Annotated in this window: 11 protein-coding genes; 7 read left to right on the top strand and 4 right to left on the bottom strand. The window is 60.7% G+C overall.

From position 1 onward, the window contains the following. Positions 1-2 precede the first annotated feature (2 nt). The 3 genes from BV034_RS13255 to BV034_RS13245 form a co-directional block, all read right to left on the bottom strand. Positions 3-1622, bottom strand: coding sequence for a LysM peptidoglycan-binding domain-containing protein (locus BV034_RS13255; protein ID WP_050027489.1), 1620 nt, complete (start codon positions 1620-1622; stop codon positions 3-5). Between the two features lie 313 nt (positions 1623-1935). Then, the gene (gene sucB / locus BV034_RS13250; RefSeq protein ID WP_050027488.1) at positions 1936-3075 is read right to left on the bottom strand and encodes a dihydrolipoyllysine-residue succinyltransferase; all 1140 of its coding nucleotides are present in this window, start codon (positions 3073-3075) and stop codon (positions 1936-1938) included. Positions 3076-3126: 51 nt separating this feature from the next. After that, positions 3127-5892 (bottom strand): 2-oxoglutarate dehydrogenase E1 component, encoded by a 2766-nt coding sequence (locus BV034_RS13245; protein WP_050027487.1) that lies wholly within the window; start codon positions 5890-5892, stop codon positions 3127-3129. A 297-nt stretch (positions 5893-6189) separates the two neighbouring features. Between BV034_RS13245 and BV034_RS13240 the strand changes: the two genes are divergently transcribed. From BV034_RS13240 to BV034_RS13225, 4 genes are all read left to right on the top strand, one after another. Further along, positions 6190-7116, top strand: coding sequence for an ABC transporter ATP-binding protein (locus BV034_RS13240; RefSeq protein WP_050027486.1), 927 nt, complete (start codon positions 6190-6192; stop codon positions 7114-7116). A gap of 45 nt (positions 7117-7161) precedes the next feature. Continuing rightward, positions 7162-7920, top strand: coding sequence for an ABC transporter permease (locus BV034_RS13235; RefSeq protein ID WP_050027485.1), 759 nt, complete (start codon positions 7162-7164; stop codon positions 7918-7920). A gap of 69 nt (positions 7921-7989) precedes the next feature. Further along, positions 7990-9495 carry a GldG family protein gene (locus BV034_RS13230; protein WP_050027484.1) on the top strand — a complete coding sequence of 502 codons (1506 nt, stop codon included), beginning with the start codon at positions 7990-7992 and terminating at the stop codon, positions 9493-9495. 15 nt (positions 9496-9510) lie between these two features. Next, positions 9511-11343 carry a DUF4340 domain-containing protein gene (locus tag BV034_RS13225; RefSeq protein WP_050027483.1) on the top strand — a complete coding sequence of 611 codons (1833 nt, stop codon included), beginning with the start codon at positions 9511-9513 and terminating at the stop codon, positions 11341-11343. Between the two features lie 117 nt (positions 11344-11460). Here the strand turns inward: BV034_RS13225 and BV034_RS13220 are convergent, their stop codons facing one another. Continuing rightward, the gene (locus BV034_RS13220; protein ID WP_050027482.1) at positions 11461-11967 is read right to left on the bottom strand and encodes a 3D domain-containing protein; all 507 of its coding nucleotides are present in this window, start codon (positions 11965-11967) and stop codon (positions 11461-11463) included. 501 nt (positions 11968-12468) lie between these two features. On the opposite strand from BV034_RS13220, the gene BV034_RS13215 reads away from it, so the two are divergent. The 3 genes from BV034_RS13215 (at position 12469) to BV034_RS13205 (ending at position 16300) form a co-directional block, all read left to right on the top strand. Continuing rightward, positions 12469-14652 (top strand): DUF1549 domain-containing protein, encoded by a 2184-nt coding sequence (locus tag BV034_RS13215; protein WP_050027481.1) that lies wholly within the window; start codon positions 12469-12471, stop codon positions 14650-14652. 259 nt (positions 14653-14911) lie between these two features. Next, positions 14912-15244 (top strand): YegP family protein, encoded by a 333-nt coding sequence (locus BV034_RS13210; RefSeq protein ID WP_050027480.1) that lies wholly within the window; start codon positions 14912-14914, stop codon positions 15242-15244. Positions 15245-15370: 126 nt separating this feature from the next. After that, positions 15371-16300 (top strand): universal stress protein, encoded by a 930-nt coding sequence (locus BV034_RS13205; RefSeq protein WP_265592960.1) that lies wholly within the window; start codon positions 15371-15373, stop codon positions 16298-16300. The last annotated feature ends 1 nt before the right edge of the window (position 16301 follow it).

Below are 16301 nucleotides of genomic sequence, written 5' to 3'. Positions count from 1 at the left end.
CCTCAATTCTCCTTCCACTCAAGCTGGGTGCCCGCCGGCATCAGCTTGACCGCCCGGACGATGTCCCAGTTGGTGAGGCGGAACCCACCCAACCCTTCCTGAGAGTTCATCTTCGCGGGGATGCTCGTGCCATGCAGTCCAAACGGCAGCGGCTCTGCGCCTTTGCCGCGGGCCAGATTGATCCACACCACCCCTACTGGATTGTTGGGGCCGGAACCCAGAAACTGCTCTTCCTCCAGCTTGGCCTTCGGCGGTGCGGCTTCCGGCGTGGGGATGGAGGCTGCCCCAATCGAAATCACAGGCGAGGCCGGCGCTTTAGGTGGGTCCCGATCTTCCTGTAGAGTGGCTAGGCGGGGCGCCGGGATGGCATCCAGCACCGTCCAGAAGTTGCGACCGCGGAGACCGGGACGCGCGGATGCCACCGGCATCACCGACACAAGCCGGCCTCCTTTGTAAATCTGCAAGCGGGTAAGCGCGATGATCGAGGCCGTCACTGGCTCCGACGTGTCTGCAATCGGCTGCAAGCTGCCCTCCATGGCGTGCTCGATCTCAAACGGAAAGACGTTCGGCACCCTGAAAGTGGTCCCCACCACCGGCGTGCTTTTGATCTTGGAGTTCATCCGCCGAAGGAAGCCCTCATCGCAGTGGAAGCGCTCCGCCACCAGTTCCCACGCACTCCGGTACAGCAACAAAGGAGGTCCAACAAGGTCCCGATAGGTGAGATCAGGTTCCACCGGTCCCTTTGCCCCTGATTTGCCAGAAGCAGCGGGTCGTTTGGGAGCTGCGGCCGTTGTTCCTACGCCCGTGGGGCCCGCCATGATGAAACGGAGATCATCTGGCCGCAGTTGATACGTGGTAAAGGGGTCTCCCAACACCGAGCGGGCTCGCTCCACGAGCGATGTCTGGTCCGTCAGTCCATCGTGAGATGTCAAAAAGAGCTCCACCAGCTTCTGGAAGACCGGGCCGGACTTGCCGTCAATGTATCCACAGGAGAAGCCCTCCCGGTCCATGTAAACCTGGAGCAGGACGTTCACATACTCCTGCTGGGCCTGCAGCCCATACACCGGCATCGGCTTGGGAGCGGCAGGTTTGCCACCTTTCTTTGCCTCAGCTGTGCCTTCCGCCGGCTTGGGAGGCGGGGGCGGCACCATGGCCTTCAACTCCTCCAGCGTGGGAATCTTCAGAGTCTGGCCAATCCGGATCACGTCCGATGTCAGGCCATTGGCCGTCTTCAATTGATCAGAAGACATGCTGAACTTTCGGGCGATTTTCGCAATCGCATCCCCTTTCTCCACCGTGTACTCCTGCGGACGGGGTGGAGACATGGCGGGCGCAGCCTCGCCCGGCGCTCCGGGAACACCAGGGGTGCCCGAGCCATTTGGACTGACGGCGGGGGCAGAAGCTGCCCGGATCTCTGCCATGAGACGGCCCCAGCGATCATCTGCAGGAGGCACCACCCGCCACGTCCACTTGACCGCATTTTCCAATCCTGGCTCAATCAGTTTTGACGGCGGCGGAACCACCATTCCTGGCGGACTGGTCACCTGGCCCAGCAGCGAGGCGGAACACGCGGTCAGAAGGAGAAGCGAGGTCGAGAGGGGGTGGGCGAAGTTTTTCGTCATCGTCAATCGGGCTCTGCAGTTCCAGAGCACTCAAGAGCAAATGGCGGCGCATGCAACTTTAACTGCTTGGAAGTGAATCCCCACCTCCTTTACTCCCTGGCCAAGTCCCTCGCAGTTTGTTCGTGCATAAAGGAGGCGGGGGTTCCCAGCCCCGCTCACGCCCCAATCGTCCCTTGATCCGAATTTCCAACACGGGCATTCTCCATACTGCGGGACCCGATCCCCCGCATTCCCATTTCCCTGACGGCATCAACGAAAAACGGGCAGCCCCATTCGGAGCTGCCCGTTTCGTAAATGGTCGCAGAATCTTCCCTTAGGCACCCACCAAGAGGCGGGCAGGATTCTCAATGCACTCCTTGATGCGGATGAGGAAGGTCACAGCCTCCTTGCCGTCCACCACGCGGTGGTCGTAGCTGAGAGCGAGGTACATCATCGGGCGGATGACGACCTGGCCGTCCACGGCCATCGGGCGCTGCTGGATGGTGTGCATGCCCAGAATACCGCTTTGCGGGGGATTCAGAATCGGCGTGCTCAAGAGCGAGCCGTAGACACCGCCGTTGCTGACGGTGAAGACACCACCGGTGAGATCGTCGATTTGGATTTTGCCCTGCTTGGCCTTGGCCGCATAGTCAAGGATGTCGCGCTCGATGTCGGCAAAGCTCTTCTTGTCCGCATCACGCAGGATGGGGACGATGAGTCCGCGTTCGGTGCCGATGGCGACGCCGATGTCGTAAAAGTTGTTGGTGACGATTTCATCGCCATCCACCCGCACGTTGATCTGCGGCACTGCCTTGAGGGCATCCACCACCGCCTTCACGAAGAAGGACATGAAGCCAAGCTTCACGCCGTGCTTCTTCACGAAGTCATCCTGAAGCTGCTTGCGCAGGTTCATCAAGGCGCTCATGTCGCACTCGTTGAAGGTGGTCAGAATAGCAGCGTTGCGCTGGGCGGAAACGAGTTGCTCCGCGATGCGCTTGCGCAGCGGAGTCATCCGCTTCCGGGTCACGCGACCTTCGGGCTCACGCTTCACCGCGGGGGCTGGAGCAGGAGCGGCCTCTGGCTTGGGCACCAGCTTCAATTGGGGAGCTTCCGCAGCGGCGGGCGCTGGAGCAGCAGCCGGCTTGGCAGCCTCTGGGGCGGCAGCGGGCGCCGGAGCCTCAGCAGGAGCGGGAGCGGCAGCAGGTGCTTCTGCCTTGGGTGCAGGAGCGGCCGCACTGGAACCTTCTTCAATCGAGCCCACCACGGCACCCACAGGAACATCGTCGCCCTCCTGGGCGGTGATGCGCAAAATGCCGTCCACATCCGCCGCGATCTCCTGGGCCACCTTGTCGGTTTCCAGCGTGATCAGGATTTCCCCCGCCTTGACGGCGTCGCCATCCTTTTTGTGCCACTTCGAGAGCAGGCCGCTGGCAATGGATTCCCCGAGGGTCGGTATCTTGATTTCTGTGGGCATGGTGCTGGGCTGACTGACTGGTTGCTGGGAGAGATTAACGAGAGGTTGAAACTAGACGCTGAACGCATCTTCCACCAGGCGCTCCTGTTCGTGGGTGTGGATCGCCTTGGAGCCAGCGGCAGGGCTGGAGGCACGTTCACGGCCGGCATAGCGGAGCACGTGATTGGTCATTTCTTCCAGACGATGGCGGATGAAAGTCCAGGCACCCATGTTCTCGGGCTCCTCCTGGCACCAGATCCATTTCTTCTGAGCACGGGGGTAGCGGGCGGCGATCTTCTCGATCAATCCCACATTCAGCGGGTAGAGCTGCTCGACGCGGATGATCGCAGCGTTCTTGATCTCGTTCTCCTTCCGGAACTCCAGCAGATCGTAGTACACCTTGCCTGAGCAGAAGATGAGGCGGGTAATGCGGTTCGGGTCCGTCGTCAGCGTGTCATCATCCAGCACATCATGGAAGTGCGTGCCGTCGCCGAAGTCCTCCAGCTTGGAGACCGCCTGCGGATGGCGCAGAAGGCTCTTGGGGGTCATCAGCACCAGCGGCTTGCGGAAAGGCCGCTTCATCTGACGACGAAGGATGTGGAAGTACTGGGCAGGGGTCGTGAGGTTGGCCACCTGCATGTTGCAGCCGGCACAGAGTTGCAGGAAACGCTCCAGGCGGCCGCTGCTGTGCTCTGGACCCTGACCTTCGAAGCCGTGCGGAAGCAGCATGACGATGCTGCTGGGCTGGCCCCACTTGCTTTCTGCACTGGCGATAAACTGGTCGATGATGACCTGGGCACCGTTCACGAAGTCACCGAACTGGGCTTCCCAGCAGATGAGAACGTTGGGAGCCAGCAGAGAGTAACCGTAGTCGAAGCCAAGCACCGCCGCCTCGGAAAGGAGGGAGTTGTAAACGCAGAAGCGCCCCTGCTCCGGCTGGATATTTTGCAGCGGGATGTAGCGCTCGCGGGTGGAGTTGTCATACAGCACGCAGTGGCGCTGGCTGAAGGTGCCACGGCGGCAGTCCTGCCCGCTGAGACGCACCCCCGTGCCATCCGCCAGCAGGGTTCCAAAGGCCAGCGCTTCGGCATGGGCCCAGTCAAATCCAGCGCCTGATTCCAGCGCCTTTTTGCGAGCCGCCAGGAAGCGCTTCTCAATGGTGGGGTGCAGACGGAAGTCTGGCGGGGGCTCCACCAGCTTGAGGCCCAGGGTACGCAGGCCTTCAGCAGGAAGCCCGGTCACCACCGCATCATGAGTATAACGTGGCTGCGGCTGGGCTGTGCTTCCTTCAAAGGGGTTGTGCCCCTTCTTCTTCTCGTCATCCGCCAGTTCGGAGAATCCGGCTTCCAGAGCTGCTTCCAGCTCTTTGCGAAGCTCGTCCACGCGCTCTGCTTTGAGCACACCTTCCTCGGCAAGACGCTGCCCGTAGAGGGTGGCGGGAGTGGGATGTTCGGCAATCGACCGGGCCAGATGCGGGGTGGTGAAGCTCGGCTCGTCGGTCTCGTTGTGACCGTGACGGCGGTAGCACACAATATCCAGCACCACATCGCGGGAGAAAGTCTGACGGAACTCAAGGGCCAGACGGGCGGCAAAAGCCACGTCCACAGGCGAGTCACCGTTCACATGGATCACCGGGGCTTCGATCACCTTCGCGATATCCGTACAATAATCAGACGAGCGGGCATCCGCCGGCAGCGTGGTGAAGCCAATCTGGTTGTTCGTGACAAGGTGGATGGTCCCCCCCGTGCGGTAGCCGGGAAGCTGGGAGAGGTTGAGCACCTCCGCCACCATCCCCTGCCCTGCGAAGGCAGCGTCCCCGTGAATGAGAACCGGGAGCACCTTTTTGCGATTCACCGTGTCTTCCAGGTGGCGCTGACGGGCGCGGGCCTTGCCTTCCACGACGGGATCCACCGCCTCGAGGTGGCTCGGATTCGCCGCCAGATCGATCATGACCTCGTTGCCAGACTTCGTACGGCGCTTCGTCTGGAAGCCAAGGTGGTACTTCACGTCCCCGTCACCTGCCACCATGTTGGGCACGTAGTTTTCGGAGAACTCATAGAAGAGGGTCTTGAGGGGCTTCTTGAGGTAGTTCGCCAGCACGCTCAGACGGCCACGGTGGGCCATGCCCATGACGATTTCCTCGCCACCATAGCTTGGCAGATCTTCAAAAATGGATTCAAGCGCCACCATCAGGCCTTCGCCACCTTCGATTGAAAAGCGCTTCTGGCCGACATAGCGCTTGTGCAGGAAGCGCTCAAAGGTCTCTGGCTGCAGCAACCAGCGAAGCAGCTCCTCCTGGTCTGCCGCCGTCGGAGCCGGTTGCTCCACACGACGCTCAATCCGATCCCGCAGCCACGCACGCACCTCGCGGTTGTGAATGTGCATGAACTCGAATCCGATCCGGTCGCAATAGATCCGGCGGAGAGTCTCCAGCATCTCGCGCAGTTTCACGCGACGGCCGTTGGCAAAGAACTGGGTGCTGATCTCTTCGTCGAGCTCATCTTCCGTGAACCCAAGGCTCGTCAGGCTCAGCAGCGGCTGGTCCGGGGCGGTCTTGCTCAGCGGGTTGACCCAGGCGGCAGTGTGCCCCACGCGACGGAAGTCGAGGATGGCATTGGTCACCTTGGTGCGGAAAGCCAGCGCTTTTTCAGAAAGCTGCTGGCCTGTGGCATCTTTTGCAGCATCCCCCCCTGCTCCCACTTTTTGTGCCATGCCCAGTTCGAACCCTTCAAAGAAGGAGGCCCAGGCGGGCTCGACATCGTGACTGTTGTTTTTCCAGGCGAGGTATTTCTCTTCGAGCAGGTCAACGTTTGCCCGGTAGGGGAGAGTGGCGTTCATGGCAAGAATGCAGGGGCTGACACTATGTATCGGGAGCCTCTGCGGGAAAGCAGAAATATGACTTGAATTGCAATTGTTTCGCGGGGTTGCGAACTGGCAGCCCTGTTGAAGGAGATACGCGTACGCTGCCAAGGAGGGAAACTTCAAAAATCCGCAATTAAGTGCCCGCATTCTTGAGAGTGGGACCGGAAATGCCCCGCTCTGCCCTCCATTTCCCCCCATCTACCCGAGGGTGAACCTTCCTTGACGGCAAAAGCTTGTCACTCCTGCCAACCTGCGCTTTCGTTGACGTTCCTGATGATTGATGTCCAAAACCTCACCAAGTCCTATGTAGGCAAGACCGCCGTGGATGGTCTCTCCTTCAAGGTGGAACCCGGCGAGGTGGTCGGCTTTCTCGGCCCCAACGGGGCAGGCAAAAGCACCACCATGCGTATCTTGACCGGGTTCCTCTCCCCCACCTCCGGGACGGCGAGAGTCAACGGTTTTGATGTGTTCCACCAGTCGATCGATGCCCGGCGCAGCCTGGGCTACATGCCGGAGAATGCCCCCCTCTACATGGACATGCGGGTCAAAGAGTACCTGCAGTTCCGCGGAGCGCTCAAGGGCCTGGGAGGCAGTCTCCTGCGCAAACGAGTGGGCGAGGTGATGGACGCCTGCGCTCTGACCGAGGTCCGCCGCAAGATCATCGCCAACCTTTCCAAGGGCTTCCGCCAGCGGGTGGCGCTCGCTGATGCCCTGGTCGGCAAGCCCCCCCTCCTCATCCTGGACGAGCCTACCAACGGCCTCGATCCCAACCAGATCCGCCATGTCCGCGAGTTGCTGCTCGCCTTCAAAGGCCGCCAGACCATTCTCCTTTCCACCCACATCCTGAGCCAGGTGGAACAAACCTGCGACCGGGTCCTGCTCCTTCACCAGGGCAAACTGCGCGCCGATGACACCCCTCAGAACCTGGTGCGCAAACTGCGCGCAGCCAGCGACCTTCACCTGGAAGTCTCCGGCGGCACCGGGTACGAGGAGCATCTCGCCAAGGTAACTGGCGTGCGCAAGATCACAGCGGAGAGGCAGGAGGGCAACTGGAGCCACTTCACGCTCCGCATCGAAGCCCGCACCGACATCCGGGAGGCGATCTTCGATCTCGCGCTCAAGAACCGGTGGCAGATCCGGGAACTCCGGCGTGAACTGCCCAGCCTGGAAGATGTCTTCGTCGAGCTGACGCACGTCTAATCAGAGCTCCCTTCCGCCTTCTCGCCCCTTTCTCCGCCTTTTCCGATGCGCACCTTCTTCATCCTGCTGACCCGGGAACTCCGCAGCTTTTTCTACTCTCCTGTCGCCTATGTCGTCATCGCCCTGGTGATGATTATCAACGGCTTCTCCTTTCGCGCCGCCGTGGCCATCCTCGAACGCGGTCCTCAGCAGGGCAGCCTGGTGAGCTGGACGTTCCACTCCCAGTGGTTCTGGCTCTCCTACTTCTTCATCTTCCCCCTGCTGACCATGCGCCTTTTTGCGGAGGAGCGGAAGCTGGGGACCTTTGAAACGCTGTTCACTGCCCCGGTGCGAACGTGGCAGGTCGTGTGGTCCAAGTACCTCGCCTCTGTTGTCCTCTACTGCCTGATCTGGATTCCCAGTCTGGCCAACTTCTTCATCTTCGAAAGCATGACCGCCGGGGCCACGGAGATCCCGCACGGCAGCCTCTATGGCATCTACCTGCTCATCTTCGTGATGGGGCTCTTCAACCTGGCGGCCGGGTGTTTTGCCTCCGCCCTTACCTCGAACCAGATCGTCGCGGCGGTGCTCTCCTTCACCATCAGCCTCATGCATTATCTGCTCGGCGTCTTCGTCCTCTATTTGGGCAATCGGATTCCAGAGAAGTTTGTGGAACTGGTCCACTACATCGCCACCGTCGAGCACATCCGCGTCTTCACCTACGGCCTGCTCGATTCCCGGCCCATCGCCTACTACGTCAGCCTGGCGTTTTTCTTTATTGTCGGCACCCACCAGGTGCTGGAATTCCGCCGCTGGCGGGTGTGATCCACCCGCCCCCTCTCCCGGCCCTCTGTGACCGGTCGCGTTTTCTCCTCCAGCTTTTCCTCACGTTTCATGTCGGACACCCCGCCCGCCAATCCCCCTGGCACCACCCCGCCCCAGCCACCCGCAGCCCGGCCCCTCCATCGGTTGGGCATCGGCATCAATGTGGCTTTCCAGACTCTGCTGGTGATCGCGCTGTTTGGCGCTGCAAACTACCTGAGCTACCGTCACTACGTCCGAAAGGACCTGAGCCCCAGCAAAGACTACACGCTGAGCGACACCACCATCGGTTATATCAAGAAGCTCTCCAAAGATGTGGAGATCACGCTGATCTTCAATCGCGACTCCGTGATCATGCAGGACATGCGGGCGCTGGCGGAGGAGTACCGGCAGGTCAAAAAGTCCCGGGTACGCGTGGATGAGATCGACCCCGCCCGCGACCTGGAGGATGCGGAAAAGCTGAAGTTGTCCTATGGCATTGCCCTCACGGGAAACGGCATCCTGGTTCGAGCCAACGACCGCAACCGTTTCATCACGGAGAATGAAATCATCATCCGCGGTCTGAACGGAGACCGCGACAACCCAAGCGTGGATCTCCGGGGGGAGGACGCCATCACCTCCGCCATCATGGGACTCATTGAGGGCCGGGTCCGGCGTTTCTACTTCATCGCGGGCAAAGGAGCTGTCAGCCCTGGCGGCACAGAGCTCGCCTACATCGCCTTGGCCGACCTCGGGAAGCAGCAGAACTTTGAAGTCATGCCCTTGAACCTCACCGACGTGGAGTCGATACCCGAGGATGCCAGCGGGGTGATCCTGGTGGGTGCGCGCTATGATCTGAGTGAGCGTGAAATGCAGGTGCTGGACGCCTACTGGCAGACCAAACGGGCCGCCCTGCTGGTCCTGCTGGACCCCAATGGCGAGGCTCCCCGCCTCCGGAGCTTCCTGACCAAACAGGGTGTGACGCCACGACAGGACCGCGTGCTCTACGCGGAAAGCACCAGCACCGGCCCGAAGGTGCAGTTCTCTGTGCAAACGGTCTTCCTGCAAGACTCCCCAATCAGCAAGCCCTTCACCGAGGTCTCCGCCAGCTTCAGCGGACAGACGCAGTCGCTGGATTTGAAGACGGAATCCGCGGAGCTGACCAGCCGTCAGATCCAGGTGCAGCCCTTGATTGATGCAGCCGAGCGTTTCTGGGGCGAGACCGAATACACCCAGCAGCTCCCCATGGTGGATCGCGAGGACACCCGGCCGCCAGTACACGTGGCCGCCAGTGTGGAGCGCGGGGCCGTGGGCGATGAACGCCTGCGTGTGGACAGCGCCCGCATGGTCGTGATCGGCAACGCCCTTCTCCTTGATCCCGCCACGCGCCTCGCCTCCCATCAGGACTTTATTTCCTCCAGCCTCAACTGGATGCTGAACCGCGAGCGGTTCATGGGCATTACCCCGAAACGGAAGCAGATGTTCCGGCTCGAACTCAAGCAGGACCAGCGTCAGCAGATCTTCTGGGTGACGGCCATCCTCATGCCCGGTGCGGTGCTGGGAATGGGCTTCCTCGTCTGGACATTCCGCCGGGCGTGACCTGACCTGCCTGATATGAAGCTTTCCACCACCCTCGTCCTTCTCCTCCTTGTGGGCGGACTGATCGCCTACATCGCCGGCTACGAGCGCCATCTCCCGTCCACCACGGAACGGCTGGCCCGCGTGAACCGCCCTTTTGCCTTCGCTCCGGCAGAGGCGGCGGACATCTCCATCACCACCAAGGATGGAACGCTGAAGCTGCAACGCAAGGACGACGCCTGGCAGGCGCGCGCCCCTTATCAGGATCGCGCCAATCCAGAATGGGTGGCCCAACTTCTGAAATCGCTCAACGGCCTCGAATGGCGGGAGACCGTCGCCCGCAAGGACATGAGCAAGGAAGACTACAAGCGTACCGGGCTCGGCAATCCCACCGCGCTGGAAGTGGCCGTGCTTGGAGAAGGTGGCAAGGACCTCGCCCGCTGCCGGTTTGGCGGCAAGGCACCCTTTGAGGAGTCTTTCTATGCCGCCCAGCCAGGCGAGAAGCCGGACAAAAAGGGCAACGAACTGCTCCACGTCACCAAGTCCACCCTCCCTGCCCTGCTCTCTAAAAACGCAGAGGACTGGCGCGACATCAAACTCGTCCGGTTGCAGCCCGACACCATCCACCGGTTTGTACTGACCGCTGGCACGGGTGCCATTGAGTTCACCCGTGAGAAAGGCAAACCCTGGCAGCTGATCAAGCCGATACAGACAGCCGCCAGCGATGAGCGGGTGAATGCCATATTGGCGGCGGTCCTCAATATGGATGTCCGCCTGAATGCTGCGCCCGACTCCGATGCGAAGACGGCCAATCCCGCCCTGCCCCTGATGACGGTCACCCTGGAAGCAGAGGGCCAGCCCGCTCCCGTGGTGATCACCCTTCATCCCGTGGAGGCGGGCCAAGAAGTTCCCGCCGAGGTCACCAACCGCCCCGGTCGCTTCCTTGCTCCGCGTAAACTGGCCGATTTCTGGCGACTCCAGCCCAATCATCTGCGGGATCAGCAGCTGGCTCGGATTCCCGTGGAAAATGTCATCGGCGTACGCCTGCGCAGCCAGTCACAACCGGAGGTGGTGCTAAATCGTGAGTCAGGGGGCTGGACTCTCAAGCGCTTTGGCAAACTGGAACCCGGAAATCAGGAGCGCATCCAGGCCTTGCTGGACGGTCTGAACGGCACCCAGGTGCGCGCTTTTGTGACGGACAACGCCACCGCCAATCTGGAGCCCTACGGCCTCGATCAGCCTTTCCTGGAAATCGAATGGATCACCAAGGAGACCTCCCGCGTGCTTCAGTTCGGGAAGGGCGAACAAGGGGTGATCAGCGCCAAGTTTCGAGGTGAGCCCACCATCGTCCAGGTGAGCCCATTCATGCTGAGCATCTCCCCGCCTGAAACGCTGAAATGGCGCAGCGGCCGGGTGCTCAGTGCCAACATGTTTGCCGTGCAACGGGTGGTGGTGGCGGAGGGCACTTCCCCCGCTCTCACGCTCAACTACGCATCGATCAATGCCAGCTGGAGCGGCACCCTGGCGGGACAGGACATCACCGACAGAATCAACTCCGCTGCCGCCAATCAGCTGCTGAACCGGCTCGTCAACTTTGACGCCGTGGAGTGGAGCACCAACCGTACCGCCGCCATCGAGGCCTTGAAGAACCCCACGCTGACCGTCCAGCTTCTGCTAACAGATATGGACAAGCCGGGTGGCGAGCCGCGCCCGGTCATGCTCTCCTTTGCCCCGGCCGCCTCAGTTCCCGGCCAAAAGCCCACGCTCTATCACGGCCGCATGAACGACGAACCGGACACCTTCATTGTGGACCGCGCCACCTATGAGGCCTTGACCGCCCCCATGCTGAAGGTGGACGGCGAACAGTAGGAACAGCTCTCCAGGCACAAGCTCCGCGCCGGACATGGAAACGTGGCGGGACGACCAGATGGCCGCCCCGCCCAGTCACGCCCCGGAGAGTCATTCACATTACCGGGGCCATGGTCCTCAGACGTTGGGCGGTCCGCCCTCGATCTTCTGGATCATTTTCCGGATGTGGGACGCCTTCGTAGCGCGTGGCTTCATGATAGCGAGGCTCTTCAGGAAAGAGCCCCACTCAATCACTTTGATGTTTACATTACGCACCCCCCACTGATCCATGGCAGCCTTGGAAGGCTTGTAGATGTCGATCGTCCCCGTGCCCACAAGCGCGGAGCCGTAATCATCCACCTCATAGACGCAAGGGTCGCCCTCAATTTGGAACTTTGTGCCCACGGGATACACTGACCAGTCCGCAGCAGCGCTGCGAACACTCCCGTATTTCAGGTTTCCGCCCGCGGCAGTTTTGGTGCCGTGCACGATGTGGTCGCTCTCGGTGTGTGTGTAAGCGGTGGTTCTCACATTGTGGATGCGCTGAACCCGCTGTGTCGGCGAGGCTGTCGTGTTTGTCGTGCCAATGCAGGCGGCGGAACCCGCGCAAAGCGCGGCCAAAGTGAGGAGGCTGGATTTCATCATAGGCGTGAGTACTGGCTACAAGGGCCACCGTGTGGTTAGGCCACCTCATTGTCCCCCACCTGGAGGGCCTGGACAATCCTAAGAACAGTCAGGGTGTTTACTGATGCCAGATGATAAAAATTTGCTCATACTTTGAACAAAACATCCGCCCATTTGTCAAAGCGGCCCTTCCACAACAAACCCCTGAATGCCAACATTTTACAGACAGAGCCTGCACTGGGAAAAACTTATAGTCAGACAACACTAAATGTAGCCCCTGGAAAACGTCACCCCGCTCACCATATCCTTCGCCAAAACAACCAGGCGCCTACGGGTAATTAAATGAACCAAAATGGCAGTGAGTTCAGGGGTGCTCACCGGATCCCATTTGCCTCCTGATGGACTTCCGCCTTGCCGTCATCCCAGATATTCCCTCTAATTCCACAGGAGCCAGGGAGTTTTAGAACTGGCTCCATGCCATCCGCAAGTCCGGCCCCCCACCGTTTTCGATTTATTACCGTCATGAAGACGTTCCGCCTCGTTTCTCTCGCGTGTTGTGTTCTGACGTCGGCCACCCTCTTCGCAGCGGACAACGCGCCGCGGGTCTGGACGGACAATCAAGGCCGAAAAGTAGAAGCCACCTTCATCAAGCTGGAAAACGGCGCGGTGTACATCCAGACGGCGGCAGGCGCGATCTTCAACCTCCCACTGGACCGGCTCTCTCTGGAAGATCAGCAACTGGCAAAAACGCTGAAACCTGCGGCGAACTTGATGGGTCAACTCCCTGCCCTGGCCGACTCCGCCACGGTGGCCCAGGCTTCCGCGCGCATCGACCAGCTCGTGGAGATGGGCTGGCAGAGAGAGAACCTCAAACGCAGCCAGCCGGTCTCCGGGAAATCCGCAGATGGCGAGCCCAAGACTGTGCAGCCCCCCATCACGGGCAATCCGGCGGCCTCAGACGAGCAGTTTGTCCGTCGTGTTTTTCTAGACATCGTGGGTCGCGTTCCGAGCTACGATGAGACCGTCAACTTCACCCGGAGCGGTGACGCTGACAAACGCGCCAAGCTGATCAACAAGCTCCTCGATTCCGAGGGCTATGTCAGCCACATGTACAACTACTTCGCCGAGATGCTGCGGATCAAAGACGACTTTGAACGCAACCTCGTGCGCGGTACGGCCTACAGCCAGTGGGTGAAGCAGAACCTGCGGGAAAACGCCGCCTGGGACCAGATGGCCTACCAAATGCTCACCGCCACCGGCAAGATGTGGAGCAACGGAGCAGCGGGGTACATGCTGCGCGATGCCGGCATGCCGCTGGACAATCTCTCCTACACCCTGCAGTTGTTTCTCGGCACCGATGTGGCGTGCGCCCAGTGCCACGACCACCCGTTCGCCGACTGGACCCAACGCCAGTTCTACGAAATGGCCGCCTTCTTCGGCAACACGGCCACCGAAATGGGTGCTGGTGACTTCCCCGGTGGCGATCCCGGCGAACGCCTCCTCAAGGAGGCCATGGCCCTCATGAAAAGCAAGGGGGTGGATGGCGAGCAATACCGCGGGCTCCTGGGAGATGTGATCAATGCCAACAAATTCGCCGTCGTGGATCGGACGGAAAACCGCCTGACCCTGCCAGGAGACTACAAGTACAAAGACGGCAGCCCCGGGGAAAAAGTCTCCCCCAAGCTCATCATGTGGAGCGCGGAAGACGCCAAAAATCCTGCCTATCTGCTGGCCTCAACCATCTCCGCCAACAAGGGTGCCAAATCGCGTGAAGTCTTTGCCCGCTGGGCCACTCACCCCTCCAATCCCCGCTTTGCCATGACCATGGCCAACCGCCTCTGGGGCCGGGCCTTCGGCAAAGCGCTGACGCCCTCAGTGCTCAATGTGGACAATCCCGATGAAGCCTACAATCCAGAGCTGATCAAGCACCTGGCCGCCGAGATGGTCCGGCTGAAGTTCAACCTCAAAGAGTTCCAGCGCATCGTTTTCAACACCCGCACTTATCAGCGCGAGGCCACGACGGCTGAACTGCCGATGGGGGCGCCATACTTCTTTCAAGGCCCCGTACTGCGCCGCATGACGGCGGAACAGGCGTGGGACTCCTACATGACGCTGCTTCTGGGCAATCCAGACAGCGTCAAGAACCCCGATGCAGACCTGTACGGCCGCTCCATGGATGTGAATCTGGCGACGGTGAATGCCCAGACCCTGCTGCAAAAGGTGAGCGTGATGAACTCCCTCGGAGCCCGCAACGAAGCTCGCATGGGAGCCACCCTCACCGATGCCGGCAGCAAGAACATGGATCCCACCAAGGTCATCGTGTTCGGCAACATGAAGCTCATGCGAGCCTCTGAGCTGGAACAGCCCGCCCCTCCCGGGCACTTCCTGCGTGAATTCGGGCAGTCCGAGCGCTTCACCATCGACGGCGGGTCCAAGGATGGCAGCTCCCCGCAGGTGCTCATGATGATGAACGGAGCCGCCCAGAAAATGCTGACCAGCAAGGACTCCCTGATTGCCCGCAACATGGAGAAGGTGAAAAACCCGCCTGACAAGGTGGAAGTCGTCTTCCTCAGCATTCTGAACCGGCATCCCAACTTCAGGGAAAAGGACATCGCCCGCAAAGCGTTCGCGGCTGAAGGCGAAGGCGCCTACGGGAACATCATCTGGTCGCTCATCAACGGCCGCGAGTTCAGCTTTGTGCAGTAGTTGGGACGACCGGACTACTCTCGGGGATCGCACCCGACATAGTCCGATTGTCTCCATCGGCTCAGATCGCCACGGGAACGTTCGTCCAAATTCCCCGCGACTCTCCGCCGCGCCCACCGCATTTCATCCGCCTCCCCTCCATTGCCTGAACCGATCAGGACGACTGGACCAACCTCTGCATTTTTCCATTGCTCCAGGCAACCGTTTTTGAGATGCTCGCCGCATTGACTCGGCATTGAGCTTCACCCTCCTCACTCCTATGAGCTACGACCTGAAAAAGGACAAGTCCGGCCAGTTCACCTTCAATCTCAAGGCTGGCAACGGTCAGGTGATCCTCACCGGCCAGAGCTACGCCAGCAAACAGGGTGCCCAGGATGGCATTGCCTCCGTCCGCGCTCACGGAGCTGACGACGCCAACTTTGAACTCAAGACGTCAGTTGCCGGGGAACCGTTCTTTGTCCTGAAGGCCAAGAATGGCCAGATCATCGGCAAGAGCGAGATGTACAGTTCGACCGGAGCCCGCGACAACGGCGTGGCCTCGGTCAAGAGCAACAGCTCCTCCACCACGGTCAACGACCTGACGGGAGGCTGAGGGGTGCAATTCTTGTCGGGAACGTCAAAACGAGAGAGCGGGTGACCCGCGAAGCGTGATGGACCTCCGGCGGCCGATTTGGTAGTATGGGAAACCAACCTGCCAAAGGAGGCCGCCATGAGTGTCATGCTTGTACCGTTGGACTTTTCTGATGTCACCTCTCGTGTGATCGGAGTGGCCACCCAGATGGCCAAAGCAACCAGTGAGAGCCCCTTGCTGCTCCACGTCATCCCACCAGAGCCGCCCTATATCGGGTACGAACCCGTCCCGGCCTCCACCCCATTTGCCGCCGAAGTGGATCCAGAGGCGGACCGACGACAGCTGGAACTATGGCGGGAGCGCATCACCGGGCTCAACAGCAATGTGAGCACGCTTCAGATGCAGGGCCCTCCCACGGAGCAGATTCTGGCCGCCGCGGAGGAACGACACGCCCGGATGATTGTCATGGGCACCCACCGTCACACCGCGATTCATGACGTGCTGCTGGGAAACGTCACTCATGGGGTGCTTCACCATGCGCGCTGCCCCGTCACGGTGGTGCCTGCAGCACGCACCCACCTGAACCCTGCCATCGATGACCGGCTCATCCCGGGTACGACGCAGATTCATTCCATCCTCGTTCTCGTGGATTTCTCTGATCTGACGGAATCCGTCATGAAGCAGACTGAACTCCTGGCCCGGGCCTTCGACAGCCGGGTCACCATCCTGCATGTCATCCCACCCGATCCGTTGGTGGTCGACTTCGCCCCACCTCCTGGAACCGAATCGGAAGCGGAAGCCTGTCAGGCGGATCTGGACAGACTGAGGAAACAACTGGAAGGCGCGGGCCTCGATGCCGTCACCCGGGAGGACACCGGCCCGGTGCTGGATGTCGTACGGCACAAGGTGGACGAACTGGCCCCCGACCTGATCATCATGGGCTCTCATGGACACGGCGCGCTCTACAACCTTTTCGTGGGCAGCGTCACCGCCGGCATCCTGAAACATGCCTCTTGTCCCGTGGTAGTGGTGCCCCGCGTGAATGACGACGAGCCGCAGGTTAGACTCGCATCTTGAT

This window comes from Verrucomicrobium sp. BvORR034, from assembly GCF_000739635.1.
Taxonomy (GTDB): domain Bacteria; phylum Verrucomicrobiota; class Verrucomicrobiia; order Verrucomicrobiales; family Verrucomicrobiaceae; genus Verrucomicrobium.
Note: the sequence above shows the minus strand (reverse complement) of the source record. Positions and strands in the feature narration are given on the sequence as shown.